The organism is Bradyrhizobium sp. AT1, from assembly GCF_001590795.1.
In the GTDB taxonomy this organism is placed as follows: domain Bacteria; phylum Pseudomonadota; class Alphaproteobacteria; order Rhizobiales; family Xanthobacteraceae; genus Bradyrhizobium.
Genome location: NZ_JXDL01000001.1, coordinates 889,703 through 915,198 on the forward strand (window position 1 = coordinate 889,703; position 25,496 = coordinate 915,198).

At 63.2% G+C, this 25,496-nt stretch carries 22 protein-coding genes; 12 read left to right on the top strand and 10 right to left on the bottom strand.

What is annotated here, in order from left to right; genetic code table 11:
* Positions 1–10 precede the first annotated feature (10 nt).
* A complete protein-coding gene (gene tgt / locus SE92_RS04170) occupies positions 11–1,156 on the bottom strand; it encodes a tRNA guanosine(34) transglycosylase Tgt (RefSeq protein WP_063194595.1) in 1,146 nt (381 codons plus the stop codon).
* Between the two features lie 189 nt (positions 1,157–1,345).
* Here tgt and SE92_RS04175 point away from each other — a divergent pair, with 189 nt between their 5' ends.
* The 4 genes from SE92_RS04175 to SE92_RS04190 all read left to right on the top strand — a co-directional run bounded on the left by SE92_RS04175 (position 1,346) and on the right by SE92_RS04190 (position 5,559).
* The gene (locus SE92_RS04175) at positions 1,346–2,554 is read left to right on the top strand and encodes a patatin-like phospholipase family protein (RefSeq protein WP_063194596.1); all 1,209 of its coding nucleotides are present in this window, start codon (positions 1,346–1,348) and stop codon (positions 2,552–2,554) included.
* Between the two features lie 134 nt (positions 2,555–2,688).
* A complete protein-coding gene (locus tag SE92_RS04180; protein WP_063194597.1) occupies positions 2,689–3,432 on the top strand; it encodes a TetR/AcrR family transcriptional regulator in 744 nt (247 codons plus the stop codon).
* Between the two features lie 252 nt (positions 3,433–3,684).
* Entirely contained in the window at positions 3,685–4,287 is a 603-nt protein-coding gene (locus tag SE92_RS04185) for a PepSY domain-containing protein (RefSeq protein ID WP_063194598.1), read from the top strand.
* 234 nt (positions 4,288–4,521) lie between these two features.
* Entirely contained in the window at positions 4,522–5,559 is a 1,038-nt protein-coding gene (locus SE92_RS04190; protein ID WP_063194599.1) for an aspartate-semialdehyde dehydrogenase, read from the top strand.
* Positions 5,560–5,670: 111 nt separating this feature from the next.
* Here SE92_RS04190 and queA read toward each other — a convergent pair whose 3' ends face one another.
* The 5 genes from queA to coaD are packed head-to-tail and all read right to left on the bottom strand — an operon-like array spanning position 5,671 to position 8,790.
* A complete protein-coding gene (gene queA / locus SE92_RS04195; protein ID WP_063194600.1) occupies positions 5,671–6,744 on the bottom strand; it encodes a tRNA preQ1(34) S-adenosylmethionine ribosyltransferase-isomerase QueA in 1,074 nt (357 codons plus the stop codon).
* Positions 6,745–6,792: 48 nt separating this feature from the next.
* Entirely contained in the window at positions 6,793–7,257 is a 465-nt protein-coding gene (locus SE92_RS04200; RefSeq protein ID WP_063194601.1) for a peptidylprolyl isomerase, read from the bottom strand.
* Entirely contained in the window at positions 7,254–7,679 is a 426-nt protein-coding gene (locus SE92_RS04205; RefSeq protein WP_063194602.1) for a UCP034077 family protein, read from the bottom strand. Before SE92_RS04205 ends, SE92_RS04200 begins: the two co-directional genes overlap by 4 nt.
* A gap of 14 nt (positions 7,680–7,693) precedes the next feature.
* Positions 7,694–8,257, bottom strand: a complete 564-nt coding sequence (locus SE92_RS04210) for a peptidylprolyl isomerase (RefSeq protein WP_063194603.1) — start codon at positions 8,255–8,257, stop codon at positions 7,694–7,696.
* A gap of 38 nt (positions 8,258–8,295) precedes the next feature.
* Positions 8,296–8,790 carry a pantetheine-phosphate adenylyltransferase gene (gene coaD / locus SE92_RS04215; protein WP_063194604.1) on the bottom strand — a complete coding sequence of 165 codons (495 nt, stop codon included), beginning with the start codon at positions 8,788–8,790 and terminating at the stop codon, positions 8,296–8,298.
* A 248-nt stretch (positions 8,791–9,038) separates the two neighbouring features.
* Between coaD and SE92_RS04220 the strand changes: the two genes are divergently transcribed.
* Entirely contained in the window at positions 9,039–9,296 is a 258-nt protein-coding gene (locus SE92_RS04220) for a hypothetical protein (protein WP_063194605.1), read from the top strand.
* 181 nt (positions 9,297–9,477) lie between these two features.
* A complete protein-coding gene (locus SE92_RS04225) occupies positions 9,478–11,331 on the top strand; it encodes a potassium transporter Kup (RefSeq protein WP_063203340.1) in 1,854 nt (617 codons plus the stop codon).
* A gap of 15 nt (positions 11,332–11,346) precedes the next feature.
* Here SE92_RS04225 and SE92_RS04230 read toward each other — a convergent pair whose 3' ends face one another.
* The 4 genes from SE92_RS04230 to SE92_RS04250 all read right to left on the bottom strand — a co-directional run bounded on the left by SE92_RS04230 (position 11,347) and on the right by SE92_RS04250 (position 16,371).
* Positions 11,347–12,174, bottom strand: a complete 828-nt coding sequence (locus SE92_RS04230) for a hypothetical protein (protein ID WP_157095098.1) — start codon at positions 12,172–12,174, stop codon at positions 11,347–11,349.
* On the bottom strand, positions 12,167–12,649 hold the full coding sequence (locus SE92_RS37520) for a toll/interleukin-1 receptor domain-containing protein (protein ID WP_084251752.1): 483 nt from the start codon (positions 12,647–12,649) through the stop codon (positions 12,167–12,169). Before SE92_RS37520 ends, SE92_RS04230 begins: the two co-directional genes overlap by 8 nt.
* A 139-nt stretch (positions 12,650–12,788) precedes the next feature.
* On the bottom strand, positions 12,789–15,518 hold the full coding sequence (gene gyrA / locus SE92_RS04240) for a DNA gyrase subunit A (RefSeq protein ID WP_063194608.1): 2,730 nt from the start codon (positions 15,516–15,518) through the stop codon (positions 12,789–12,791).
* Positions 15,519–15,873: 355 nt separating this feature from the next.
* Positions 15,874–16,371, bottom strand: a complete 498-nt coding sequence (locus SE92_RS04250) for a single-stranded DNA-binding protein (RefSeq protein ID WP_063194610.1) — start codon at positions 16,369–16,371, stop codon at positions 15,874–15,876.
* Between the two features lie 447 nt (positions 16,372–16,818).
* Here SE92_RS04250 and SE92_RS04255 point away from each other — a divergent pair, with 447 nt between their 5' ends.
* From SE92_RS04255 to SE92_RS04280, 6 genes are all read left to right on the top strand, one after another.
* A complete protein-coding gene (locus tag SE92_RS04255; RefSeq protein ID WP_063194611.1) occupies positions 16,819–17,568 on the top strand; it encodes an outer membrane protein in 750 nt (249 codons plus the stop codon).
* A gap of 232 nt (positions 17,569–17,800) precedes the next feature.
* Positions 17,801–18,487, top strand: a complete 687-nt coding sequence (locus tag SE92_RS04260; protein ID WP_063194612.1) for an outer membrane protein — start codon at positions 17,801–17,803, stop codon at positions 18,485–18,487.
* Between the two features lie 223 nt (positions 18,488–18,710).
* Positions 18,711–19,457 carry an outer membrane protein gene (locus tag SE92_RS04265; RefSeq protein WP_063194613.1) on the top strand — a complete coding sequence of 249 codons (747 nt, stop codon included), beginning with the start codon at positions 18,711–18,713 and terminating at the stop codon, positions 19,455–19,457.
* Between the two features lie 274 nt (positions 19,458–19,731).
* On the top strand, positions 19,732–22,713 hold the full coding sequence (gene uvrA, locus SE92_RS04270) for an excinuclease ABC subunit UvrA (protein WP_063194614.1): 2,982 nt from the start codon (positions 19,732–19,734) through the stop codon (positions 22,711–22,713).
* A gap of 22 nt (positions 22,714–22,735) precedes the next feature.
* Positions 22,736–24,775, top strand: coding sequence for a leucine-rich repeat domain-containing protein (locus SE92_RS34785; protein WP_084251753.1), 2,040 nt, complete (start codon positions 22,736–22,738; stop codon positions 24,773–24,775).
* A gap of 20 nt (positions 24,776–24,795) precedes the next feature.
* Positions 24,796–25,428 carry an HAD family hydrolase gene (locus tag SE92_RS04280; RefSeq protein ID WP_063194616.1) on the top strand — a complete coding sequence of 211 codons (633 nt, stop codon included), beginning with the start codon at positions 24,796–24,798 and terminating at the stop codon, positions 25,426–25,428.
* Positions 25,429–25,496: the final 68 nt, after the last annotated feature.

Consider the following 25,496-nt stretch of genomic DNA (forward strand, 5'->3'; position numbering starts at 1 on the left):
TGCAACTGATCTAGCGCGGGGCGATGTCGCCCCTCGCCCAGTCCTGACGCGTACGCTGATAGAATTCGTCGAATTTTCCGTGTGCGATCGCGTCTCTGATGCCGTGCATCAGGAACTGGTAGTAGGCGATATTGATTTCGGACAGCAGCATCGCACCCAGCGTCTCACCCGCCTTGACGAGGTGGTGCAGATAGGCGCGCGCGCAGCTACGCGTTGACGGCCACGAGCTCTCCTCATCCAGCGGACGCGGATCGTCGGCGTGGCGCGCATTGCGCAAATTCACCTGACCGAAGCGCGTGAAGGCGACGCCGTGCCGGCCATTGCGCGTCGGCATCACGCAATCGAACATGTCGATGCCGCGCTTCACGGCTTCGAGGATGTCGTCGGGCGTGCCGACCCCCATCAGATAGCGCGGCCGCTCTTTCGGCAGCAATGGCGCGGTCTCGTCGATCATCGCCAGCATCACCTCCTGCGGCTCGCCGACGGCAAGGCCGCCGATCGCATAGCCGTGGAAGCCGATCTCGACCAGCCCTTCCGCACTCGCATGACGAAGCTGCGGAATATCGCCGCCCTGCACGATGCCGAACAGCATGTAGCCCTTGGGCGCGCTCTCGAAGGCGCGCTTGCTGCGCTCGGCCCAGCGCAGCGACAATTGCATCGCGCGCTCGATGTCGGCGTGCTCGGCCGGCAGCCGTACGCACTCGTCCATCTGCATGGCGATGTCGGAGCCGAGCAGGCGCTGCACCTCGATCGAGCGCTCCGGCGACAGCTCGACCTTGGCACCGTCGATATGGGAGCGGAAGGTCACGGCGTTCTCGGTGACCTTGCGCAGGTCCGACAGCGACATCACCTGGAAGCCGCCGGAATCCGTTAGCATCGGGCCGTTCCAGCCGGTGAAGGTCTGCAAGCCGCCGAGCGCCGCGATCCGCTCTGCGGTGGGGCGCAGCATCAGGTGATAGGTGTTGCCGAGCACGATGTCGGCGCCGGCATCGCGCACCTCGCGCCAGTGCATGCCCTTCATGGCACCGGCGGTGCCGACCGGCATGAACGCCGGCGTCCGCACCACGCCGTGCGGCGTGGTCAGGCGCCCGGTTCTTGCTGCACCATCGGTACCAAGCAACTCAAAGTGATTGGGAAGATCATTGTCGGGATTCATGGCGGTGCTTATTGCGTGTCGGAGGAAGCCGATCAACCCGCCCGGCCCGGGCCGTGGCGGCCCAGTGCCTCAGACTGGGACACAATTGATGCGGATCCTCGCACGGCGCCCTTGTTAAACAAAACGATACCGTGTAGTTTTAAGTTGGGCTGAACGAGATGCCGCGGGCGAGTTTGCCGGCGGCAGTCAATGCGTGATCGACAGCCACTGACAATGCCTCTCCCTTCATGTTCGACTGACACCTCCAGCCGCTTGCATGACTGGATCAGGCAGACAGCTGCCCGTCTGACCGCAGTCCTGGTCCTGACATGCAGCCTGGCGCTCGCCGGCTGCACGTCCCTGCCCCGCACGCCGTATACCGCCGCTGAGGCCAGCGCATCGCGCGTCCTCGATATCGATGGCCTCAGGCGCTATGCGGACGATCCCGTCACCAAATTCAGCTTCGAGAAGGACAACAGCTCAGCGACGAAGTCCTATCTGGCGCTGTCAGGCGGCGGCGCCGATGGCGCCTATGGCGTTGGCGTTCTCAACGGCTGGACTGCGGCCAGAACCCGCCCCACCTTCTCCGTCGTCTCGGGCGTTAGCACCGGCGGCCTGATCGCGCCGTTCGCCTTCCTCGGCTCGCAATATGACGACACGCTGAGGGAGGTCTACACCAGCGGCATCGCGGAGAGCCTTCTGAACGATCCCAGCATCATGCGCGTGCTGTTCGGATCGGGCCTGTTCGGCAACACGAGGCTCCGCGAGCTCGTCGCCCGCTATGTCGGGCCCGAGATCATGGCGCAAGTCGCGCGCGAGAATGCCAAGGGCCGGAAGCTGTTGGTGGTGACGACCGATCTCGACACCCAGCGCACTGCGATCTGGGACATGGGCAAGATCGCCGCGGTCGGAACGCCCGAGGCGCTGAAACTGTTTCGCGACGTGATGGCGGCTTCCGCCAGCATTCCCCTGGTGTTTCCGCCGATCATGATCGACGCCGAGGGCCAGGGCCGCAAGTTCCAGGAGATGCATGTCGACGGCGGCGTAACCGCGCCGGTGCTGACGCTGCCGGAAGCCCTGCTTTTCCAGGGCAGCCGATTGCCGGGCAACGCGAGGATGGACATCTACATCCTCGTCAACAAGAAGATCGAACGCAATTTCGAGCTGGTCTCCAACGGCACCATCGATGTCGCCTCGCGCAGCCTGTCGGCGATCACCCAGTCGCAGACGCGCTCGATCATCTTCTCGACCTACGATTTCGCCAAGCGCAACCGTCTCGGCTTTCACCTCTCCTACATCGCGCGCGAATATCCGGCGCCGCCGTCGGAAGGGTTCGACACCGCCTATATGCGGGCGCTCTATCAATACGGATACGACAAGGCCGCATCCGGCCAGGCCTGGAGCTCGACGGTGCCGTGAGCTCCGGTGACGGAACGCGGCTCTGCCGAAACCGTTGACGATATGGCCAATTCGGCCAGATTCGCGATGACGCGTCGGCTCCTGCGCTATATAGAGCGAATGACCATTGTCAGAACGCGCAGGAATCATTGGGCATGGGATTGACTGCGACCAGGACGAGAGCGGCAGCGGCGCGGCGCGAGATGCCGAAATCCCGCGGCGGCCGGCCGACGAAAACCGCCGCCATCGAGCGCGACCAGCGGCTGATCGAGGTCGCCACCCGCCTTTTTCTGGACCGCGGATTCGACGCGACCTCGCTCGACGCGGTCGCGGAAGCGGCCCGGGTGAGCAAGCCCACCGTCTATTCTCGCTATGGCGACAAGCGCGGCCTGTTTGCCGCCGTACTCAGGCGCGAGATCGCGCGCTGGCTTGCGCCACTGTCGGCCGCGGCGGAGACACAGCTCAGCAGCCTTGCGGACATCCCTGTCGAGCAACGGCTGGTGGAAATCGGTCGCGAGATGCTGACCTTCACCTGCGGTCCCGACGCCGTCGCCTTCAGCCGCATGATGACGGCGCAGGCCATCAACTTCCCCGACGTCGCCAAGCTCGGCAAGGAGGAAGGCTGGCTCAAGGCCGTTGCCACCACCGCGCGCTTCTTCGACCATCTGGTGGCGCAAGGCGCGCTTGACGTCGAGGACACCACCATTGCCGCCGAGGTGTTTCTCGACGTGGTCGTCGGTCACACCCACCGCATGGCGACGTTCGGAACAGCCCTCGATATCAAGACCGCCGAAAAGCGCACGCGCGCGGCGATCAAGCTGTTCCTGGCCGGAGCGCTGGGACCGGCCGACCGCGTCCAGGACACCAAGGCCCCGCAACGTCGCCGTCCCACCCGCTGACAATTCCGTGAGGTGAACGCTTTCCCCGCAGGGGACGCCATCGGCTCCATTGACCGAAATAAAACGATACGGTATGGTTTAGTTATAAGCGATACGGACCGCTTTTTCACCAGCCCCAAAGGTGGCCCGTACCGCTTGAGATCGTCGTGCCGGGTACCGCCCGGTGCGGCGCTCCGCGGCCGGCCGATGCCCAAGGCCGGCCGCGAATTCTTTACGACCATCCGGCACACTCGCTGGCCGAGGGTTTCGAGCATGACGACAGCCAAACGATGGACCACTGGACTGCTGGCGATGGCCTTGCCGGCGCTCCTCCTCGCCGCGCCAGCGCGGGCGATCGTGACCTCGGGCACGCCCACTTCTCTTCACAACGACACAGATGGTGACCCCGAAGCCGATCGCCAGGCCGTCAGCCGCGAAATCGAACGATTCCGCAGCTCGACCATCTCGATCGGCCAGGCCATGGCGATTGCGGAACGTCGTCACGCCGGCGCCACGACGGCGGATGTGAGTTTCGACGGCGCCTCCGGCGTTCCGGTCTACCGCGTGAAGACCCTGCATAACGACCGGATGTGGCGTCACACCATCAATGCTTCGACCGGCGAGCTCGTCGGCGGAGAAGCCGCCCTTCCCCTCGCCGAGCTCGACCACGAGGACCGCGACAACCTCGCAGCACTCGGTGCGATCAGGCACCGCCTCGCCGACGCCGTGCGCGTCGCCGAGCAAGCGGCCTCGGGCAAGGCGATCAGCGGCGGCCTCGTGCGCGAACGCGGCCGGCTCAACTTCGCGATCGTCGTGATCAGCGGCGACGACCTCAAGGAGGTCATCCTCGAGCCACCAGGCGCCAGAACGAAATAGCAGCGAGTCTCGCCCGGCATCGGCCGGGGGCAAAAGGCCATTGACGAGGCCAAGACTCTCCCGCATAAGTCGCCGCCATGTTCACGACCACCAAACGCACGACCAAAACCACCACGGCCTCAGGGGCCCGGGGAGGCGTGCGCACGTAAGTCGTCGACTTAAACGCATCAGCTCTACGGCAAGCCCCGCCCTCGATGGACCGGGGCTTTTTTGTTGTCTTATTCGCAAATCTCAATGGAGGATAAAGTGAGTAACGATCCCGTCGTCGCGATTGTCGGCGTCACCGGTGCGGTGGGCGCCGAATTCATCGCCACCATGGACAAGCGCGGCTTTCGCGTCGGCAAGCTCAAGGCGCTCGCCAGCGCCCGCTCGGCCGGCAAGACGGTGTCGTTCCGCGGCAAGGATGTCGTGATCGAGGAACTGACCGAGCGGTCCTTCGAGGGCGTCGACATCGCCCTGTTCTCCGCCGGCAGCAGCATCTCCAAGAAGTTCGCGCCGATCGCGGTCAAGTCGGGCGCCGTCGTCGTCGACAATTCCTCGGCGTTCCGGATGGATCCGAACGTGCCGCTGGTGATCCCCGAGATCAATGCGAACCGCATCCGGGATCACAAGGGCATCATCGCCAACCCGAACTGCGCCGCCATCACCGCGCTGGTGCCGCTGTGGCCGATCCACCGGAAGAACCGCATCAAGCGCGTGATCATCTCGACCTACCAGGCCGCCAGCGGCGCCGGCGCCGCCGCGATGGAGGAGCTCGTCGAATCCACCCGCGCCAATCTCAACGGGCAGGTCTACACGCCCAAGGTGATGCCGCACCCCTACGCGTTCAATCTCTTCAACCACAACACCGCGGTCGATCCCGAGACCGGCTACAACGACGAAGAGACCAAGGTCATCAAGGAGACCCGCAAGATCTTCGAGGACGAGCAGATCGCGATCGGCGTCACCTGCGTGCGCGTGCCGGTGCTGCGCGCGCATTGCGAGGCCATCACCTTCGAATGCGAAAAGCCGATCACCGAGGACCAGGTCCGCGCCATCATGGCGCAGGCGCCCGGCGTCAAGGTCGTCGACGACCGCGCCAGGAACTACTTCCCGATGCCGATCGACGCCTCGGGCCAGGACGACGTCCTGGTCGGCCGCATCCGCAAGGACCTGAGCGATCCCAGCGGCCATTCCATCTCGATGTTCGTCGCGGCCGATCAGCTGCTCAAGGGCGCGGCGCTCAACGCGGTGCAGATCGCGGAGTTGCTGCCGCAGCGCGTGATGGCGTAGTGGACATCGTAGGGTGAGTTAGGTGCGTAGGGTGGGCAAAGCGAAGCGTGCCCACCACCTGTCTCGATCATGAAATGATGGTGGGCACGGCGCTGTGCGCCTTTGCCCACCCTACGGCACCGCCCGAAACAGCAGGCACGCATCGCCATACGAATAGAACCGATACTCGTTCGCAATCGCGTGCGCATACGCCCGCTTCATCGTCTCCAGCCCCGAAAACGCCGACACCAGCATGAACAGCGTCGACTTCGGCAAATGGAAGTTCGTCATCAGGATATCGACCGCGCGGAAGCGATAGCCGGGGGTGATGAAGATCGAAGTCTCGGCGGCGAAGGGCTGGATGATGCCGTCCTCGCCCGCGGCGCTCTCGAGCAGGCGCAACGACGTGGTGCCGACGGCGACGATGCGGCCACCGTTCTTGCGGGCGCCGTTGAGCCGTTCGGCCGTCTCGGCCGAGATCGTGCCCCACTCGGCGTGCATCTTGTGGGCTTCGGTGTCGTCGACCTTCACCGGCAGGAACGTCCCTGCCCCGACATGCAGCGTGACCCTGACGATGCCGACGCCGCGTTCTTGCAGCGCCCGCTCCAGTGCCGGAGTGAAATGCAGGCCCGCGGTCGGCGCGGCGACCGCGCCTTCGTTCGCCGCGAACATGGTCTGGTAGTCGGCGAGATCCTGATCGTCGGGCGTGCGCTTGGAGGCGATGTAGGGCGGCAGCGGCGGGCTGCCGAGATCGGCGATGGCCTGGTCCAGCGCCGGGCCGTGAAATGAGAACGACAGCGTCACCTCGCCCTCAAGGCCCTTGGACTCGACCTCGGCGTCGAGATGGCCGAGCAGGCAGACCTTGCCTTCATTGCCGAAGCGGACGCGGTCGCCGGCGACGAGCTTCTTGGCGGGCTTCACCAGCGCCTGCCAGCGCGAGCCGTCGAGCCGCTTGATCAGCGTCGCCTCGATCCTGGGCTCGGTCTCGCGGCCGATGCGCCGGCCTTTGAGCTGCGCCGAAATCACCTTGGTGTCGTTGACGACGAGTTGGTCGCCCGGCGTCAGCCATTTTGGGAGGTCGGCGATGGTCTGGTCACGTAGCGCCCCGTTCTCCACGGCCAGCATCCGCGCGGAGTCGCGCGGGCTCGCCGGGCGTAGTGCAATACGCTCGGCGGGCAGGTCGAAATCGAAGAGATCGGTGCGCACGTCTGCTACCTCGTCATGCCCCGCGGGCGCGGAGCATGACGCCAGTTGTCACTCAGCGTCCGCAGCCATGCGCGCCTTGACGATCTTGTCGGGGTTCTGCACCGGCTCGCCGCGCTTGATCTTGTCGACGTTCTCCATGCCCTCGGTGACCTTGCCCCACACCGTGTACTGGTTGTCGAGGAAGCGGGCGTCGTCGAAGCAGATGAAGAACTGGCTGTCGCCGGAATCGGGGCTGGCGGCGCGCGCCATCGAGGTGGTGCCGCGCACATGCGGCTCCTTGTTGAACTCGGCCTTCAGCTTCTTGCCGGAGCCGCCGGTGCCGGTGCCCTGCGGGCAGCCGGTCTGCGCCATGAAGCCGTCGATCACGCGGTGGAACACGATACCGTCGTAGAAGCCTTCGCGCACCAGCTCCTTGATGCGCGCGACATGGCCGGGCGCGAGGTCGGGACGCATCTCGATGGTGACGGGGCCCTGCGTGGTCTCGAGGATCAGGGTGTTTTCGGTGACGCTCATGCTCGCCTCTCTTGCGTTGGGGGTGAAGTCTTGTCAGGTGACGTTTTGCGGCTACGGAACAGGATCGCGAATGGTCGCCCCGCGGCGGCGCCGGCCATTGCATCGGTAAATGGCACCGGCGTGCAGCGTTGCAACGCCTCCATCACCGCGATCCGGTATTGCAGCCGGTCATTGTCGGAGGCCTCCGCGGATTCATAGGTAATCCTCGGATGGCCCAGAATGTTTCCGGCCCGGTTAAAGCTCACGACGACCGTGATGTCGAGTGGGCGCGCCTTGGCCGGCGACGGCGGCCTCCAGCAGGTGCGTAGATGCCGGAAGACGTCCTGGATGGTGTTGACCTGCGCATCCTCGGCGACCGCGCCGGAGGCGCAGAGCAGCAGCACCGCGGCAACCAGCAGAAGCTTGTCGCCACAGCGCGCCATCAACCTCTCCTGTGTTATTTGATGTCGGAGGCGACCTGCACCTTCACCATCTTGTCGGGATCGGTCACCGCGCCGCCGGCTGAGCCGGGAGGTGCCTTCTTCAGCTTGTCGACGACGTCCATGCCCTGCACGACCTCGCCGATCACGGTGTACTGGCCATCGAGGCTGCCGCCGTCGGCGAACATGATGAAGAACTGCGAATTGGCACTGTCGACGCTGTCGCCGCGCCGGGCCATGCCGACGATGCCGCGCGCGAAATGCACCTTGGAGAATTCCTGCTTCAGGTTCGGATATTTCGAGCCGCCGGTGCCGTTGAAGTTCTGGCCGTCGCCGGTCTGCGCCATGAAGCCGTCCATGACGCGATGGAACGGCACGTTGTTGTAATAGCCCTCGCGCGCGAGCTGCTTGATCCGCTCGGCATGCTGGGGCGCGATATCGGTGCGCAGCTTGATGACGATACGGCCCTTGGTGCTGTCGATGACGATGGCGTTGGCCTTGTCGAGGTTGGCGGGCAATGGCTGCGCCAGCGCCGGCACCGCGAACAGGAGCGCGGCAAGGACTGCGAGAATTCGGATCATGATAACTCCGGATCAGAGAGGAAGAGGAAGCGCCGTATTCAGGCGAATTTTGCCTTGAGCTGTGCCGCCACCTCCGGCGGGACAAAGGCCGAGACGTCCCCGCCCATGCCGGCGATCTGGCGCACCAAAGTGGCGGTGATCGGGCGGACCATGGGAGAGGCCGGCAGGAACACCGTATGTACCTCGGGCGCCATCGCCTCGTTCATGCCGGCGAGCTGCATCTCATAATCGAGGTCGGTGCCGTCACGCAGGCCCCGAATCATGATGGTCGCGCCGTGCTTGCGCGCCGCGGTCACGGACAGGTCGTCAAACGTCACCGCTTCGAGGACACAGCCGGCCTTGGCGGCCACCGGTCCGCAGACATCATGGAGCATCTTCAGCCGCTCCTCGGTCGAGAACAACGGCTTCTTGCCGGGATGGACCCCGACCGCGACCACGAGCCGGTCGCACAGCGAGGCGCTGTGCCGGACCACGTCCAGATGGCCGTTGGTGATGGGGTCGAAGGAACCGGGATAGAAGGCGATACGCGGCATGGCTCCCTCCTACCGCGCCCGGCCCGGCCGGGCAAGCCGGGCCGATTTTCTGCCCATTTCCCGCAAATCCATGTCGGAAACCGCCCGATTGTTTCGTCCTGGGACCAGCCACGAAACAAAACGGACCGCGAACGAAACCATTTCCAGCGTCCGCGAAGACGTCCGGAAACTGGCCATGGTTACTAATCCGACCAACGAACGACGGGCCGCACACTGGGCGTAGGCGGCCGCACCACAGGGGACTGTCAATGATCAAGGCTCTTTCAGCGATCGCGCTCTCTGCATGTGTTGCCGCGGCCCTCACCCTGCTGCCTGGCTTTGCCCCGACCGTCGAAGCCAGCGTGCCGCAGCCGCTGGCCAAGAGCGACCGGCTGGATATCCGCACCGTCGGGAAAGACTGCTCGCAGCAGGCCTGGCCGAACTTCGAGGCGTCCTGCCTGCGCCGCGCCGGCACCAAGACGACCATCCGCGAGGCCCGCCTCGTGACCGCGAACCGCATGCCCTAAGCGGGGTCTGTCAGCTTCGCGTCATATAATCCCGATGGAATTTTGCGACGTCTCATCGCAGACTAGATGATGACCGCGCCCGACGGAATGGCCCCTCGGGCGCGATCCCATTGGGGGGCCGCCATTGTCCAGCACGCCTGCAATCGCCTCCGGCCACCATCCTGATCCGCTGCCGCTCGCCATGACCATGGGCGCCCTCGGCGTGGTCTACGGCGATATCGGCACCAGCCCCCTCTACGCCCTGAAGGAAGCCGCCAAGGCGGCCGCCCACGGCGCTACCGTGACCCCCGAAGCCGTCCTGGGCGTCGCCTCCCTGATCCTCTGGGCCTTGCTGCTGATCATCTCGCTGAAATATGCGCTGTTGATCCTGCGCGCCGACAATCGCGGCGAAGGCGGCATCGTCGCGCTGCTCGCCCTGCTCCACGCCCGCCATGCCCAGCCGGGCACCTGGCGCGCCCATCTCCTGGTGGTCGGCCTCATCGGCGCCGCCCTGCTCTACGGCGATGGCGCGATCACGCCGGCGATCTCCGTGCTCTCAGCCATCGAAGGCCTCAAGGTCGATGCCCCCTCGCTTGCGCCTGCCGTGGTGCCCGTGACCGTCGTCATCCTGATCGGCCTGTTCATGATGCAGAAACAGGGTACCGGCTTCATCGGCCGCATCTTCGGACCGGTGATGCTGGCCTGGTTCGTCGTGCTCGCGGCGCTCGGCATCCACGGCATCGTCAAGGCGCCGGCGGTGCTGGCGGCGCTCAGCCCGCTCTATGCGTTCGACTTCCTGATCCACCAGGATTTCCACGTCTCCTTCGCCATCCTCGGAGCGGCCTTCCTGGCGGTAACAGGCGGCGAGGCCATGTACGCCGACATGGGGCATTTCGGCCGCTTCCCGATCCGGCTGGCCTGGTTCGCGATCTGCCTGCCGGCGCTGGTACTGAACTATTTCGGGCAGGCCGCGCTGCTGATCACCGATCCCACCATGATCGAGAACCCGTTCTTCCAGCTCTGCCCCGACGCCCTGCACTATCCGCTGGTCGCCTTCTCGGCCGTCGCGACCGTGATCGCGTCGCAGGCGATCATCTCCGGCGTGTTCTCGCTGACCCAGCAGTCGATCCAGCTCGGCTTCCTGCCGCGCATGCAGATCCGCCACACCCAGAGCGACGCCATCGGCCAGATCTACGTGCCGCTGGTGAACTGGCTCCTCGCCGCTGCGACGCTTGGCGCGGTCCTTAGCTTCGGCACCTCGGACGCGCTCGCCGGCGCCTATGGCATCGCGGTGTCGCTGCTGATGGCGATCACCACGCTGCTGGCCGCGTTGCTCGCGATCCAGTGGGGCTTTTCACCCTGGCTCGTCGTCGCCGTGAACGGCTTCTTCTTCGTGATCGATTTGATCTTCTTCTCGGCCAACTCTGTCAAGCTGTTCGAGGGCGGCTGGTTTCCGCTGCTGCTCGCCGGCCTCGTCGCCTTCCTGATGCTGACTTGGCGTGCCGGCGTGAAGCTGGTCGAAGCGGCACGTGCCCGGCTGCGCCAGCCCGAGGAGGATCTGATCGAGACCGCTGTCAACAAATGCCAAGCGAGGTTGCCCGGGACCGCGGTGTACCTCGCCTCCGCGCCGCGCGGGGTGCCGCTCGCGCTCACCCAGTTCGTCAGGCACAACCGCGTGCTGCACGAACGCGTGCTGCTGGTCACCGTGCTGATCGAGGAATCCCCGCACATTCCCGACGAGGAGCGCGCCGAGGTGATCGAGATCATTCCCGGCATCACCCGCGTCGTGCTGCATTATGGCTTCATGCAGAATCCGACGATTTATGAAGGCCTGAATCTCGTCTGCCGCCAGGGCAAGCTGGCCGGCATCGACCTGTCCGAGATCACCTATTACGTCGGCCGCGAGACCATCATCCCGCGCGAGGACGTGCCGGGCATGTGGGTCTGGCGCGAAGGCGTGTTCGCCTTCCTGCAGCGCAACGCCGAACGCTCGGCCGCGTTCTTCGGCGTGCCGACCAAGCAGGTGGTGGAGTTCGGCACGGAGCTGGAGATTTAGGGCTTTCAGGTCAACCTAAAACAGCTTGCTCATTATACGAGGGATCCAACCCAGGACATTTGAGAAGTGTCGAACCAGCTCCAGAACTGGCGCCTTCATGAGCCTAAGTGCCGCTTCGGCGATCCAATGCCGCGCATTTTTTTCCGTGGCTGCTTGCAATGTCTGCAACTGCATATTCGAGGCGAGCGCGATGACAAGATTTTCAATCGAACGCAACGCATACAAAACGGGCTTATCGCGATCACCCGCATCGGGCTCAATCATCCCGCTTGCATCTGTAAGAGCTGCGGGTACTTGCGTCGAAACGTGATCCGCCAGCTCACCCAGCAAGCCCGCAATTGCTCGTGTTTGCACTTTGACTGCCGCGGCGTCCTCCTTGGAAACGCTGATCGCCTCTGCTTCAAGACAGAATGTCCGCCACTCGTCTCGGCTCTGCGCAATCATTTCACTCAACGATACGACATGGCTCAGTTGGGCGACGTGATAGTTTGGCAATTCATCCTTGTAGCTCTCATGGAGCGCCTTCAAGAATCTCCCCTTCAGAGCCAGCTGAACAATATTCAGCTCCTGAAAATTGCTCCCAAGAATGTTCCTGAATTCTGAAACCGCACCAGTTATCCGCCGATCAACATTGGTAGCAGCAAGTGACATTTCCAAGTCGGATAGTTCGTCCTTTAGCGCGGAATAAACGGCCAATGTTGCATCATCCGCTGGCTTCACTGATCTCTTGGCGACACCGATCACTCCGTCTTCAATTGTGAAAACAGGCGCGGAGGATTGACGCTCTGGAACATCACCACGAGCACCAGGGAAGGTTGGCTTAGTCGTGCCCCTTTCAACCATTATACTGTTCTCCCTCACCTGGTGAGGAGGCACCCGTCGAAGTGCTGGCATCGGGGAATGGAGGCTTAATAATCGGCGCGGTAGGAGGGGTTAGAAACTTCACTAGTTCAGCTGCCGCCATATGCTCCGGCAGACCATACAAATGAAGACGCCTAAGAGGCTGCACCAACTTTGGGAGATCAGCACAAGGTTCTACCACTATCGGAACTAGAAAGCCGTCTCGCCCAACGGGGTCCGCCCAATACGCCGCCAAGTATTCCGACTTTGAGTAGATCGCCTCAATGTAAGCCGGAGAGAAAAGGCCAAGGACTTTTTCGGTGTCTTTCAAGCGCCTCGACATCCAGTCAGCGATGTTCTCGCCAGCTCCTATCTCCCATTCATGCACAAACACGTCATGCCGCTCTTGCAGGAGCGTCCAGCCGATCCAATCGGCCCACATTGAATTGTGGGAGTTATAACTAATGAAAAACTTCATCTGACATATAGAGAGAGCCGAGCGACAGACATTCACACACGTATAACGACAACACCATGAGCTTGCAACCAATCTCGTCGATCGTTAAGCAGAACAGGCGCCGTTCGAGCGGCGCAGATTCAGCGACGCGCTGAACCGACTAACCGCTCTCTCCATTCCCGCTCTCGGCCTCTTCCGTGATGTGCTCGACCGACACCACGTGCTCGTCCTCGGCGGTGTCGAACACGATCACGCCCTGGGTCGAGCGGCCGGCGATGCGGATGCCTTCGACCGGGCAGCGGATCAGCTGGCCCTTGTCGGTAACCAGCATGATCTGATCGGCATCTTCGACGGGGAAGGACGCGACCAGATTGCCGTTGCGGTTGTTGACGCTCATGGCGACGATGCCTTTGCCGCCGCGGCCGGTGGTGCGGTACTCGTAGGACGAGGTCCGCTTGCCATAGCCGTTGACGGAGACGGTGAGCACGACCTGCTCCTGCGCCGACATTTCGGCGTAACGCTCCTGCGCGAGCTGGAAGCTGCCGGAGGTCTCCTCGATCTCGCCGTCCACGGCCGCCTCTTCGGCCCCGGCTTCGCCGGCGACCGCGCGGCGCATCTTCAGGTACGCCGAACGCTCGTCCGAGGTGGTCTCGACGTGGCGCAGGATCGCCAGCGAAATCACCTTGTCGCCCTCGCCAAGGGCGATACCGCGCACGCCCATCGAGGTGCGCCCGGTGAACACGCGCACGTCGGGGACCGGGAAGCGGATGCACTGGCCACCGGCGCCGGTCAAAAGCACGTCGTCGCGCTCGGTACAGATCTGTACGTCGACGATCGCCTCGCCGTCGTCGAGCTTCATCGCGATGATGCCGGAGCGACGGACGTCGACGAAGTCGGACAGCTTGTTGCGCCGGACGTTACCGCCGGTCGTGGCGAACATCACGTCGAGATTGCCCCAGGTCGATTCATCCTCGGGCAGCGGCATGATGGTGGTGATGCGCTCGCCCTGCTCCAGCGGCAGGATGTTGATCAGCGCCTTGCCGCGCGCGTTCGGCGCCGCCATCGGCAGGCGCCAGACCTTTTCCTTGTAGACCTGGCCGCGTGAGGAGAAGAACAGCACCGGCGTGTGCGTGGAGGCCACGAACAGACGGCTGACGAAGTCCTCGTCGCGAGTCTGCATGCCGGCACGGCCCTTGCCGCCGCGGCGCTGCGCCCGGTAGGCCGACAGCGGCACGCGCTTGACGTAGCCGGCGTGGGAGACTGTGACGACCATGTCCTCGCGCTGGATCAGGTCCTCGTCCTCGACCTCACCTTCCTGCTCGATGATGACGGTGCGCCGCGGCGTTGCGAACTCGGCCTTCACCTCGGCGAGCTCGGTCTTGATGATGCCCAGCACGCGGTCGCGCGAGCGCAGGATGTCGAGATAATCGGCGATCTCGCCGGCGAGCTTGTCGAGCTCGTCGCGGATCTCGTCGCGGCCGAGTGCGGTGAGGCGTTGCAGGCGCAGGTCGAGAATGGCCCTCGCCTGCTCCATCGACAGCCGGATCGTGCCGTCGGCACTGATGCGGTGACGGGGATCGTCGATCAGCGTCAGCATGTCCTCGACGTCACGGGCCGGCCAGTCGCGCGACATCAGCGTGTCGCGGGCGGTGGTCGGGTCGGGCGAGGTCCGGATCACGCGGATCATCTCGTCGATATTGGCGACCGCGATCGCCAGACCAACGAGGATATGGGCGCGGTCACGCGCCTTGGCCAGCAGGTATTTGGTGCGCCGGGTGACGACCCGCTCACGGAAGTCGACGAAGATCGCCAGCAGGTCCTTCAGATGCATGATCCGCGGACGGCCGCTGTCGAGCGCCACCATGTTGACGCCGAAGCTGGTCTGCAGCGGGGTGAATCTGTAGAGCTGATTCAGCACCACATCCGGCACGGCGTCGCGCTTCAGCTCGATGACGACGCGGTAGCCTTCGCGGTCGGATTCGTCGCGCAGGTCGCCGATACCCTCGATCTTCTTTTCCTTGACCAGCTCGGCGATGCGCTCGACCATCGTCGCCTTGTTCACCTGGTAGGGAATCTCGGTGATGATGATCGCCTCGCGCTCCTTGCGGATGGTCTCGATCGCGACCTTGCCGCGCATCACGATCGAGCCGCGGCCGAGGTGATAGGCCGAGCGGATGCCTTGCCGCCCGAGGATGACGCCGCCGGTCGGGAAATCCGGTCCCGGCACGATGTTGATGAGCTCGTCGATGGTGAGCGCGGGGTTGTCGATCAGCGCGACGCAGGCGTCGATGACCTCGCCGAGATTGTGCGGCGGGATGTTGGTCGCCATGCCGACCGCGATGCCGCCCGCGCCGTTGACGAGAAGGTTCGGGAACTTGGCCGGCAAGACCGACGGTTCGGTCTCGTTGTTGTCGTAGTTCGGCTGGAAGTCGACGGTGTCCTTGTCGATATCGGCCAGCAGAGCCAGCGCGGCCTTGGTCAGGCGCGCTTCGGTGTAACGATAGGCGGCCGGGGGATCGCCGTCGACCGAGCCGAAATTGCCCTGGCCGTCGATCAGCGGCACGCGCATGGAGAAGTCCTGCGCCATCCGGACCATGGCGTCGTAGATCGACTGGTCGCCATGCGGATGATATTTACCGATGACGTCACCGACCACGCGGGCGGACTTGACGTACTTCTTGTCGGGCGTGTGCCCCTGCTCGTTCATCGAGAACAGGATGCGGCGGTGCACCGGCTTCAGGCCGTCGCGGGCATCAGGCAGCGCCCGCGCCACGATCACGCTCATGGCGTAGTCGAGATAGGACTTCTTCATCTCCTCGAAGATGGAGACGGGGCGAATATCCGAGGGTTGCGCCGGCTGGTCGCCGGGCTTGTCGTCGTCGTCAGCCAAGGGGAAATCCGGTGAGGTTTTATCTGGGAATCATATAGCGCATCGATGCCCTGATAACCACCCTTGCAGGCTCCAGGGAAGCGCTTTTTCCGCTTATTTTTCCAATAGCTTACGGCCTTGCACGCAGCGTTTCGGACGAGCCTGGAACAAGCCCTTTCAAATCGCCTCTGCCACCTCCTCGATCGCGCGCCGCAGCGTCCCTCTTAGGCCTGTTTGCCGGGCGCGGCCCGAGTTCAACCCAAACACGAAGCGGGCCCGGAAATCCGAGCCCGCCCTGTCGATTAGTAAGATTTGCTGACACGACGTGGCAGGCGCCGCTCGACCTGCCGGCGCCCCCATCATCGTCACACCGTGCTCAGAACGGGATATCGTCGTCCATGTCGCTGTTGCGGCCACCGCCGCCGGCGGCAACGGGACGGCGCGGCGCGCTGCTGACGGGCCCCGAGGAGCCGAAATCGCCACCGGGCTCATCGCCGAAGCTGCCGCCTCCCCCGCCGCCGCTGCGGCCGTCGAGCATCGTCAGCGTCGAGTTGAAGCCCTGGAGCACGACCTCGGTCGAATATTTCTCGACGCCGCTCTGGTCGGTGTACTTTCGGGTCTGCAGCGCACCTTCGATGTAAACCTTGGCGCCCTTCTTCAGATACTGTTCGACGATCTTGCAAAGCGGCTCCGAGAAGATCACGACGCGATGCCACTCGGTCTTCTCCTTGCGCTCGCCGGTGTTCTTGTCACGCCAGGTCTCCGAGGTGGCGATGCTCAAATTCGCAATCGGCCGCCCGTCCTGGGTCCGGCGGATTTCAGGATCCTTGCCGAGATTTCCAACCAGAATGACCTTGTTGACGCTTCCCGCCATCGCCGCTCTCCACTCCAAATGCCACTGATTTCAAAAGGCCGAGCGCGCTACCCGCGTTCCTCTGCGCCTGTTGAGGCGACCCTATACGCTTGCAGGCGCCGCTCAGCCCGTCACCCGAAGGTTATCCCCACATATAGCACCGGCCGCCGGTTTGTTCCAGATTTGTTCCTGCTGAAATCGCCGCCAAATGTGGGGACGGAATGGCCTTCCCATGGCGCCATGATGGCCGTCGGAATGGAACCAAACCGGGTTCCACAGACTGGCAAAAACCACTTAACATTCATTAAGTTAAGGGCAGGTCGATTGCCCCCAACTGTTGCGCTCCGGGCACGGACTCTTTGGCCCGACCGGACTATCGTCGTGCCTCGAATTGATGCAAATGGGCCTCGCGCCTGACAGCCCGCCTCGGGGAACTCTATGGAGGCGGGCACGACTGGGGAGATTGCAATGAAGAAGATTCTGATTGGCCTTGCTGGCGCGGTTGCGCTGACCCTCTCGGCTCCGGCCGGCGCTGCGGACCTCGCAGCCCGTCCCTATACAAAGGCGCCGGTCGCGCCTCCCGCTCCGATCTATAGCTGGACCGGCTTCTACGTCGGTGTGCAAGGCGGCGGCGCCTGGGGCCGCAGTGACGAAACCTTCTTTGGCGCTCCCAACACGGCGATCTTCGCCGGGTCTCAGAACTACGACACCACCGGGGGCTTTGTCGGCGGCGTGTTCGGCTACAATTGGCAGTCGGGTCCCGTCGTGTTCGGCGTCGAGGGCGATTATCATTGGGCTGACATCAACGGTCGGTCCGCCGAGATCAATGCCGGCCTCGGCGACACCTATTTCACGCGGATCCGCGGCTTCGGTGACATCAAGGGCCGTCTCGGCTACTCGACCGGGCCCGCGCTCTGGTTCGTCAGCGGCGGCGCCGCCGTCGGTGACATCCAGCACCGCTACGATGGCGTTCCCGGAAACGTCTTCGTCAACAACAACACCCGCTGGGGTTGGACTGTCGGCGCCGGCGCGGAATACATGTTCGCTCCGAACTGGTCGGCCAAGCTCGAATACAACTACATCGACTTCGGCCGCAGCACGATCCAGTACTCCGCCGTCCCCACCAACCGCTCCGAGTGGACCGATACCGTTCACACGGTCAAGGCAGGTGTGAACTATCACTTCAACTGGGGCGGGATGGGCACCACAAGGTACTGATATCCCTCTGACATCGTTGACGTTTAAGGCCGGCCTCGCGCCGGCCTTTTTCGTTTGACGGTCGCCCCGGCATAATAAGTCAGTAACCATCACCTTTTGGGCAGCTGTGGCTTTTCAGAGACACAACTTGCGGCTTTGGTGGTGTAAGTACGCCGTCAGTTGGGCCGTTGAGTCCGCTGCCCTTCCGTCCGCGGAAGGCAACAACAGAAACTGGGACTGGGATAAGTTGAAAATGAAGAAGGTTTTGTTGGCTTCGGCCTGTTTGTTCGCTCTGGCGGCCCCCGCTTCGGCTGCTGATCTCGCGGCTCGCCCCTACACCAAGGCTCCCGTCGCTCCGCTGGCTTCGGTCTACAACTGGACCGGCTTCTATCTCGGTGTCGTCGGTGGCGGCGCTTGGCAGGCCGATTCCGATCCGAAGATGAAGGGCGGCTTCGTCGGCGGCACCGCCGGCTACAACTGGCAGACCGGCAACGTCGTGTTCGGCCTCGAGGCCGACGCCGCTTGGGCTGACGTCAGCGCCTCCGTCTCAGCCGGCGTTCCCGGCTTTGGTCTCGTGAGCGCCAGCTCGAAGACCGACGCGATGGGCACCGTGCGCGGCCGCATCGGCTGGGCCGTCAACAACGTGCTGTTCTACGGCACCGGTGGTTACGCCTGGATCGACAACAAGATCAGCGGCAGCGCGCTCGGCGTGACCGTTTCCGACAGCAAGTTCCACTCGGGCTGGACTGTCGGCGCTGGCGTCGAGGCGTTCTTCGCGCCGCAGTGGTCGGTCAAGGGCGAGTACCTCTATCGCAGCCTCGGCAGCGAGACCTATTTCGGTGCCCTCGGCGCCCCCGCTGCGTCCGGCACGCTCAACTTCCACACCGTGCAGGTCGGCGTGAACTATCACTTCGGCGCCCCCGTGGTTGCCAAGTACTAAGTTCGCTCCAACGCTCTGCGTTACGAAAGGCCGGCCTCGCGCCGGCCTTTTTGTTTGTGCGCGGCACCCCCGCTTGCCGGCTGGCGTTTTTGGCGAGATGTGGCTCCCCGGTGACACAACCTTTGGCTTCAATGGTGTAAGCAGGAACATCAGCTGGGTCGTAGGTCCGCTGCTCTTCCGTGTTCTGGAAGGCAACCACGATAAACGAAACTGGGGAATCGATATGAAGAAGGTTTTGCTGGCTTCGGCCGCTTTGTTCGTCGTCAGCGCGTTGGCACCGGCCTCGGCGGCCGATTTGGCGGCCCGCCCCTACACCAAGGCTCCGGTCGCGCCGATCGCGATGTATAATTGGAGCGGTTTCTATATCGGTCTCAACGGCGGTGGCGCCTCGAGCCGCAACTGCTGGGACGTCAACAACATCTTCGGCGTGCCGGGTCCGGACACGGCTGAAGGCTGTCACAATGCAACCGGCGGCGTCGTCGGTGGCCAGGTCGGTTATCGCTGGCAGTCGACCAACTGGGTGTTCGGTCTCGAAGCTCAGGGCGACTGGGCCAACCTGAAGGGCTCGAATACCAGCATTGTGCTTGGACCCCTGGTCAACCAGACCAAGATCGATGCGATCGGCCTGTTCACCGGCCAGGTCGGCTATGCCTGGAACAACGTGCTCTGGTACGTGAAGGGCGGCGCGGCCGTCACGCACGCCAAGTACAACGGTCTGGTGGGCGGCGTGGTCCTCGACAGCGCCAGCGAGACCCGCTGGGGCGGCGCGGTCGGCACCGGCCTGGAATTCGGCTTCGCGCCGAACTGGTCCGTCGCGATCGAGTACGACCATCTGTTCATGGGCAAGCGCAACAACTCGTTCACGATCCTCGGCGTCAACGACCGCATCGACCGCATCAAGCAGGACGTCGACATGGGCACCGTCCGCGTCAACTACACCTTCGGCGGTCCCGTCGTCGCGAAGTACTGAGCTTCGCTCCAACGCCATCGCGCTACGAAAGGCCGGCCTCGCGCCGGCCTTTTTGTTTGGTCGGGCACCTCCCGCGGTTCCGCCCGGCCCGCTGCTGCCAGATGCCGCCAGCGCGCCAACATTCCGTTGACGATTCGCAACTCCCTCTGGAAATCCGCGCGCGTTCTTCCTACGTTCGCTCATAACCCCATCGGCGCCGATCCCGGTTCCGGGCGAAGCGCGCTTTTTTATCGGCGCGGTCGCGCAGCCGTGGGATTCCCTAGGGGCAACTCGGATGGATGAAGTGATCAAGGCGAAGCGCCAACAACAGAACGCGGGCTCCAGCCTGCGCGCAATTACGATCCGTGGCGCGCGCGAGCACAACCTCAAGAACATCGACGTCGAGATTCCCCGCGATAAGCTGGTGGTGTTCACCGGCCTCTCCGGCTCCGGCAAATCCTCGCTCGCCTTCGACACGATCTACGCCGAGGGCCAGCGCCGCTACGTCGAATCGCTGTCGGCCTATGCGCGCCAGTTCCTGGAGATGATGCAGAAGCCCGACGTCGACCAGATCGACGGCCTGTCGCCGGCGATCTCGATCGAGCAGAAGACGACGTCGAAGAACCCGCGCTCCACCGTCGGCACCGTCACCGAGATCTACGACTACATGCGCCTCTTGTGGGCGCGCGTCGGCGTGCCCTATTCGCCGGCCACCGGCCTTCCGATCGAGAGCCAGACCGTCTCGCAGATGGTCGACCGCGTGCTGGCGCTGCCCGAGGGCACGCGCCTGTATCTGCTCGCCCCCGTCGTGCGCGGCCGCAAGGGCGAGTACCGCAAGGAGCTCGCCGAATGGCTCAAGAAGGGCTTTCAGCGCGTCAAGATCGACGGCACGTTCCATGAGCTGGCTGAGGCGCCGACGCTCGACAAGAAATTCCCGCACGACATCGACGTCGTCGTCGATCGCATCGTGGTGCGCGCCGATATCGGCCAGCGTCTCGCCGAGAGCTTCGAGACCGCGCTGAAGCTCGCCGAGGGCCTCGCCGTCGTCGAGTTCGCCGACGCGCCGACGGCGGCTCCCGCGGAAGAGAAGGAAAAGAAGAAGACCGCCAAAATCCACGACAAGAGCGGGCCCGAGCGCATGCTGTTCTCGGAGAAGTTCGCCTGCCCGGTCTCCGGCTTCACCATTCCCGAGGTCGAGCCGCGCCTGTTCTCCTTCAACAACCCCTACGGCGCCTGCCCGGCCTGCGGCGGCCTCGGCGTCGAGCAGCATGTCGACGAGGACCTCGTCATTCCCGACAAGGAGCTCGCCATCGGCAAGGGCGCGATCGCGCCCTGGGCGAAATCGTCCTCGCCTTATTACGTGCAGACGCTGACGGCGCTCGGCAAGCACTACAAGTTCACCCTGACCACCAAGTGGAAGGACCTGCCGAAGAAGACCAAAGACGCGATCCTGCACGGCTCCGGCGAGGACGAGATCAAGTTCTCCTACGAAGATGGCGTGCGCTCCTACGACACCAAGAAGCCGTTCGAGGGCGTCATCACCAACATCAACCGCCGCTATCGCGAGACCGAGAGCGAGTGGGCGCGCGAGGAGCTGGCGAAATATTTCCACGACGTGCCCTGCGAGGCCTGCCACGGCTTCCGCCTCAAGCCCGAGGCGCTCTGCGTCAAGATCGGGACCAAGCATATCGGCGAGATCTCGGAGCTGTCGGTCAGGAAGGCCGGCGAATGGTTCGAGACCGTGCCCGACGCGCTGAACGCGCAGCAGAACGAGATCGCCGGCCGTATCCTGAAGGAGATCCGCGAGCGCCTCACCTTCCTGCTCGACGTCGGCCTCAACTATCTCACGCTGTCCCGCTCCTCCGGCACGCTGTCCGGCGGCGAGAGCCAGCGCATCCGCCTGGCCTCGCAGATCGGCTCGGGGCTGACGGGCGTGCTCTACGTGCTGGATGAGCCCTCGATCGGCCTGCACCAGCGCGACAACGCCCGCCTGCTCGACACGCTGAAGCGCCTGCGCGACCTCGGCAACACCGTGATCGTGGTCGAGCATGACGAGGACGCCATTCTGCTGGCCGACCACGTGCTCGACATCGGCCCCGGCGCCGGCATGCATGGCGGCAACATCATCGCCGAAGGCACGCCCGCCGAGATCATGCGCAACCCGAAATCGCTAACCGGCAAGTACCTCACCGGCGAGCTCGAGGTCGAGGTGCCGGAGCGGCGCCCGCCGAACCATCGCCGCACCATCAAGGTGGTCAACGCGCGCGGCAATAATCTCAAGAACGTCACGGCCGAGATTCCGCTCGGCCTGTTCACGGCCGTTACCGGCGTCTCCGGCGGCGGCAAGTCGACGCTGCTGATCGACACGCTCTACAAGGCCATCGCCCGCAAGCTGAACAATGCCAGCGAGGGCGCTGCGCCGCACGACCGCATCGAAGGCCTCGAGCACATCGACAAGATCATCGACATCGACCAGTCGCCGATCGGCCGCACCCCGCGCTCGAACCCCGCCACCTACACCGGCGCCTTCACCCCGATCCGCGAATGGTTCGCCGGCCTGCCTGAATCCAAGGCGCGCGGCTACGAGCCCGGCCGCTTCTCTTTCAACGTCAAGGGCGGCCGCTGCGAGGCCTGCCAGGGCGACGGCGTCATCAAGATCGAGATGCACTTCCTGCCCGACGTCTACGTCACCTGCGACGTCTGCAAGGGCAAGCGCTACAACCGCGAGACGCTCGAAGTCCTGTTCAAGGGCAAGAGCATCGCCGACGTGCTCGACATGACCGTCGAGGAAGCCGCCGAGTTCTTCAAGGCGGTGCCGCGCGTGCGCGAAACCTTCCAGACGCTGCACCGCGTCGGCCTCGACTACATCCATGTCGGCCAGCAGGCGACGACCCTCTCAGGCGGCGAAGCCCAACGCGTCAAGCTCGCGAAGGAATTGTCGAAGCGCGCGACCGGCCGCACGCTCTACATCCTCGACGAGCCGACCACCGGCCTGCACTTCCACGACGTCAAGAAGCTGCTGGAGGTGCTGCATGAGCTGGTCGCTCAGGGCAACACGGTCGTCGTCATCGAGCACAATCTCGAAGTCATCAAGACCGCCGACTGGGTCATCGACCTCGGCCCCGAAGGCGGCGACGGCGGCGGCGAGATCGTGGCCTGGGGCCCGCCGGAGGATATTGCCAAGGCGCCGCGGAGCTATACGGGTAAGTTTTTGGAGCCGGTGCTGAAGAAGGCAAGGAAACCGAAGCGACGGAGCACGAGCGAGGCGGCGGAGTGAATCATCAGTACCGAGATGCCGGATGAATGCTCAAAGCGCAAAGGCAGCCCTGCCCTACAAGTTCTCTTCGCCGACAGAAGCCTACAAGGTAGCGCGACGAAGAATAACAAACAACGCGCTGCGACGAAAGCAAGCGAGCATTGATCTATCCAACTTCGGGCTCACAGAACTTCCTCCTGAAATTGGGCAATTAACTTCGCTTCACAAGCTCGATATATCGAACAATCAGCTGACGATGTTGCCGCCTGAACTCGGCAAACTGGCCTCGCTCTGGAATTTGGACGCCAGCGTAAACAAGCTCGTGAGCATCCCCAGCGAAATTGGCGAACTCAAAAAGCTTACCGGGCTAGATCTTCAGAAGAATAAGTTGCGGGACTTGCCAGCATCGATTGGCGGCCTCCTAGCCCTTTCCCAACTCCTTTTGAACAATAACAATCTAACGAGTCTACCCCGCGAGATCGGCGCTCTAACGGCTCTGCTTATCCTCGATCTAGATGAAAATGAGCTTGGGAAGCTTCCCACCGAAATTGGCAACCTCAAACAACTGCTTCGGCTTACACTAGATAGCAATCAACTGTCGGAGCTCCCCGACAGCATCTGCCAATTGACAGAGCTGCGCCATCTAGATGCGGACAACAACAAGTTAACTCGGCTACCGCCGCACTTCTCTAAATTACAGGCGCTCACTCGCGTTTATTTGAATGTAAATCACCTTTCTGAGTTTCCTGCGGCATTGACCGAGCTTCCGCACCTGCGAAGCCTGATGGTTGCTCATAATCAAATTGTTTCAATCCCCGCAAATATATCTAAGATGAGTTCGCTTCGGCGGTTGTACTTAGGTCAGAACCTGCTCGCGACCATACCTCCACAAGTTGCAGAACTTGATTTAGATAAGCTGGACCTCTCCAGAAACCGACTTAGAGACCTTCCGAACTCCCTCGGCAAGATGAAGCGGCTAGAGGATGCGTCACAGAAACACGGCAACAATCCCGGTTATGGACTGTCAATCGAGCAAAATCCGCTTATAGAACCGCTTCCGATCCTGATTGCTCCGGGACAACCAACGTCGACCTTCAACGCCCTCGCTTGGCTTAGAGGAGAGATTGATCCAGCTTCTTTGGAGAATCCTGTTTCGAAGGCCCAGAGAGTGCCGCCGCCTCCCGAGCCATCCGAGGAAGCCGGCCCTCAGTTTCGAATTAATGAGAACCAGATTGATCTCCTCCAATCAGTAGAAGAGTCTTCGAGTTTCGATTTTCAAATTCAAGCCGCGCTTCATAAACGGCTTCAAAGACAGGCGAGCCTCCTTTACGAAGCTACAAAGAAGGTAAGTAATCAGCATCCGCAACTCCTGACTGTTGTCGCGGAGTATGCGGAACTCACAAGGCCTAACGTAGACCAACTCGACATCGTAAACCTGTGGGCCGCAGGAAATGCGCTCATGGCGCAGGCGGCCTCTTTTGGTCAACAAGACAAAGCACGGACATTTTCTGAGCCTCTCGAGCCCGTGCACTTTGGGTTACTGAGCGAAGTCGCAGCCTTGCACGGCGGCTTCATTCTAGGATTTCCGCTCGCTCAGCAACTCACGTCCCGGGCAGATCAGGCGCGCATCGGACCCGAAACAGTTCGAGCAATTGCACCTTCTACGTCGAAGATCCTAAGCGCCCTCTCTCGCCAACGGCGACTGTTCTCCGAGCGAGCAAGAAATCTGATCGAGGCGTTAGACGCATCACTTCTCAGCGGCTCATGGGACGCAGCTCGTATCGGATATACCAGCTACGCAACCGTCCGGAACGCACTCGTCACTATCGGAAGGTTGTGTATTTGGATGAATGACAAAGGAGGATCCCTTGTGGGAGGCGCGCTCGTGGCTTCCGCTGTATCCGCATCAAATCTCCCTCCTGATACGGCGCAACTCTTGGCGCTGTTTATACAGTCGAACTCCGCGGACTTGCTATCGTTCGCTGCACCATTTCCCGAGGTGCGAACCTATTTGGCATGGATAGTCGATCATTTCGACGCACATCACTCGACATCGAAGGATGCGGCATCTGACCATCTATGATTGACGACGAGAGCTGATCCATGCCCTACGCCCTCGTCATCTTCGATCTCGACGGCACCCTCGCCGACAGCTTCCCCTGGTTCCTGCGCACCATCAACGACATCGCCGATCGCTTCAGCTTTCGCCGCGTTGCCGATGAGGACATTGAGAGCCTGCGGCATGCCTCGACGCGCGAGATCCTCTCCAGGCTTGAGGTGCCGCTGTGGAAGCTGCCGGCGATCGCGCGGCATGCGCGGCGGCTGAAGGCGGAGGCGGCTTCCGAGATCTCGCTGTTTGCGGGCGTCGAGGCGATGCTGCGGACGCTGGCTGATAACGGCGTGCAGCTGGCGCTGGTGACGTCCGACAGCGAGGCGAATGCGCGCGAGAAGCTTGGCGAGGCCGCGGCGCTGTTCTCGCATTTCGACTGCGCGGCCTCGCTGTTCGGCAAGCCCGCGAAATTCCGCCGGGTCATCCGACGCGCCGGCGTCGAGCCTGCCCAGGTGATTGCGATCGGCGACGAGGTCCGCGACATCGAGGCGGCGCGCGCGGTGGGCATTGCCTGCGGGGCGGTGTGCTGGGGCTATGCGGCGCCGGCGGCGCTGCGGGCGCTGGGGCCTGATCATGTGTTCGAGCGGATGGATGAGATTGCGGCGACGCTGGGGGCGGTCCCGTAGCCCGGATGGAGCGAAGCGCAATCCGGGACAGTGTCCCCGCATTCCGCTTCGCTCCATGCGGGCTACAA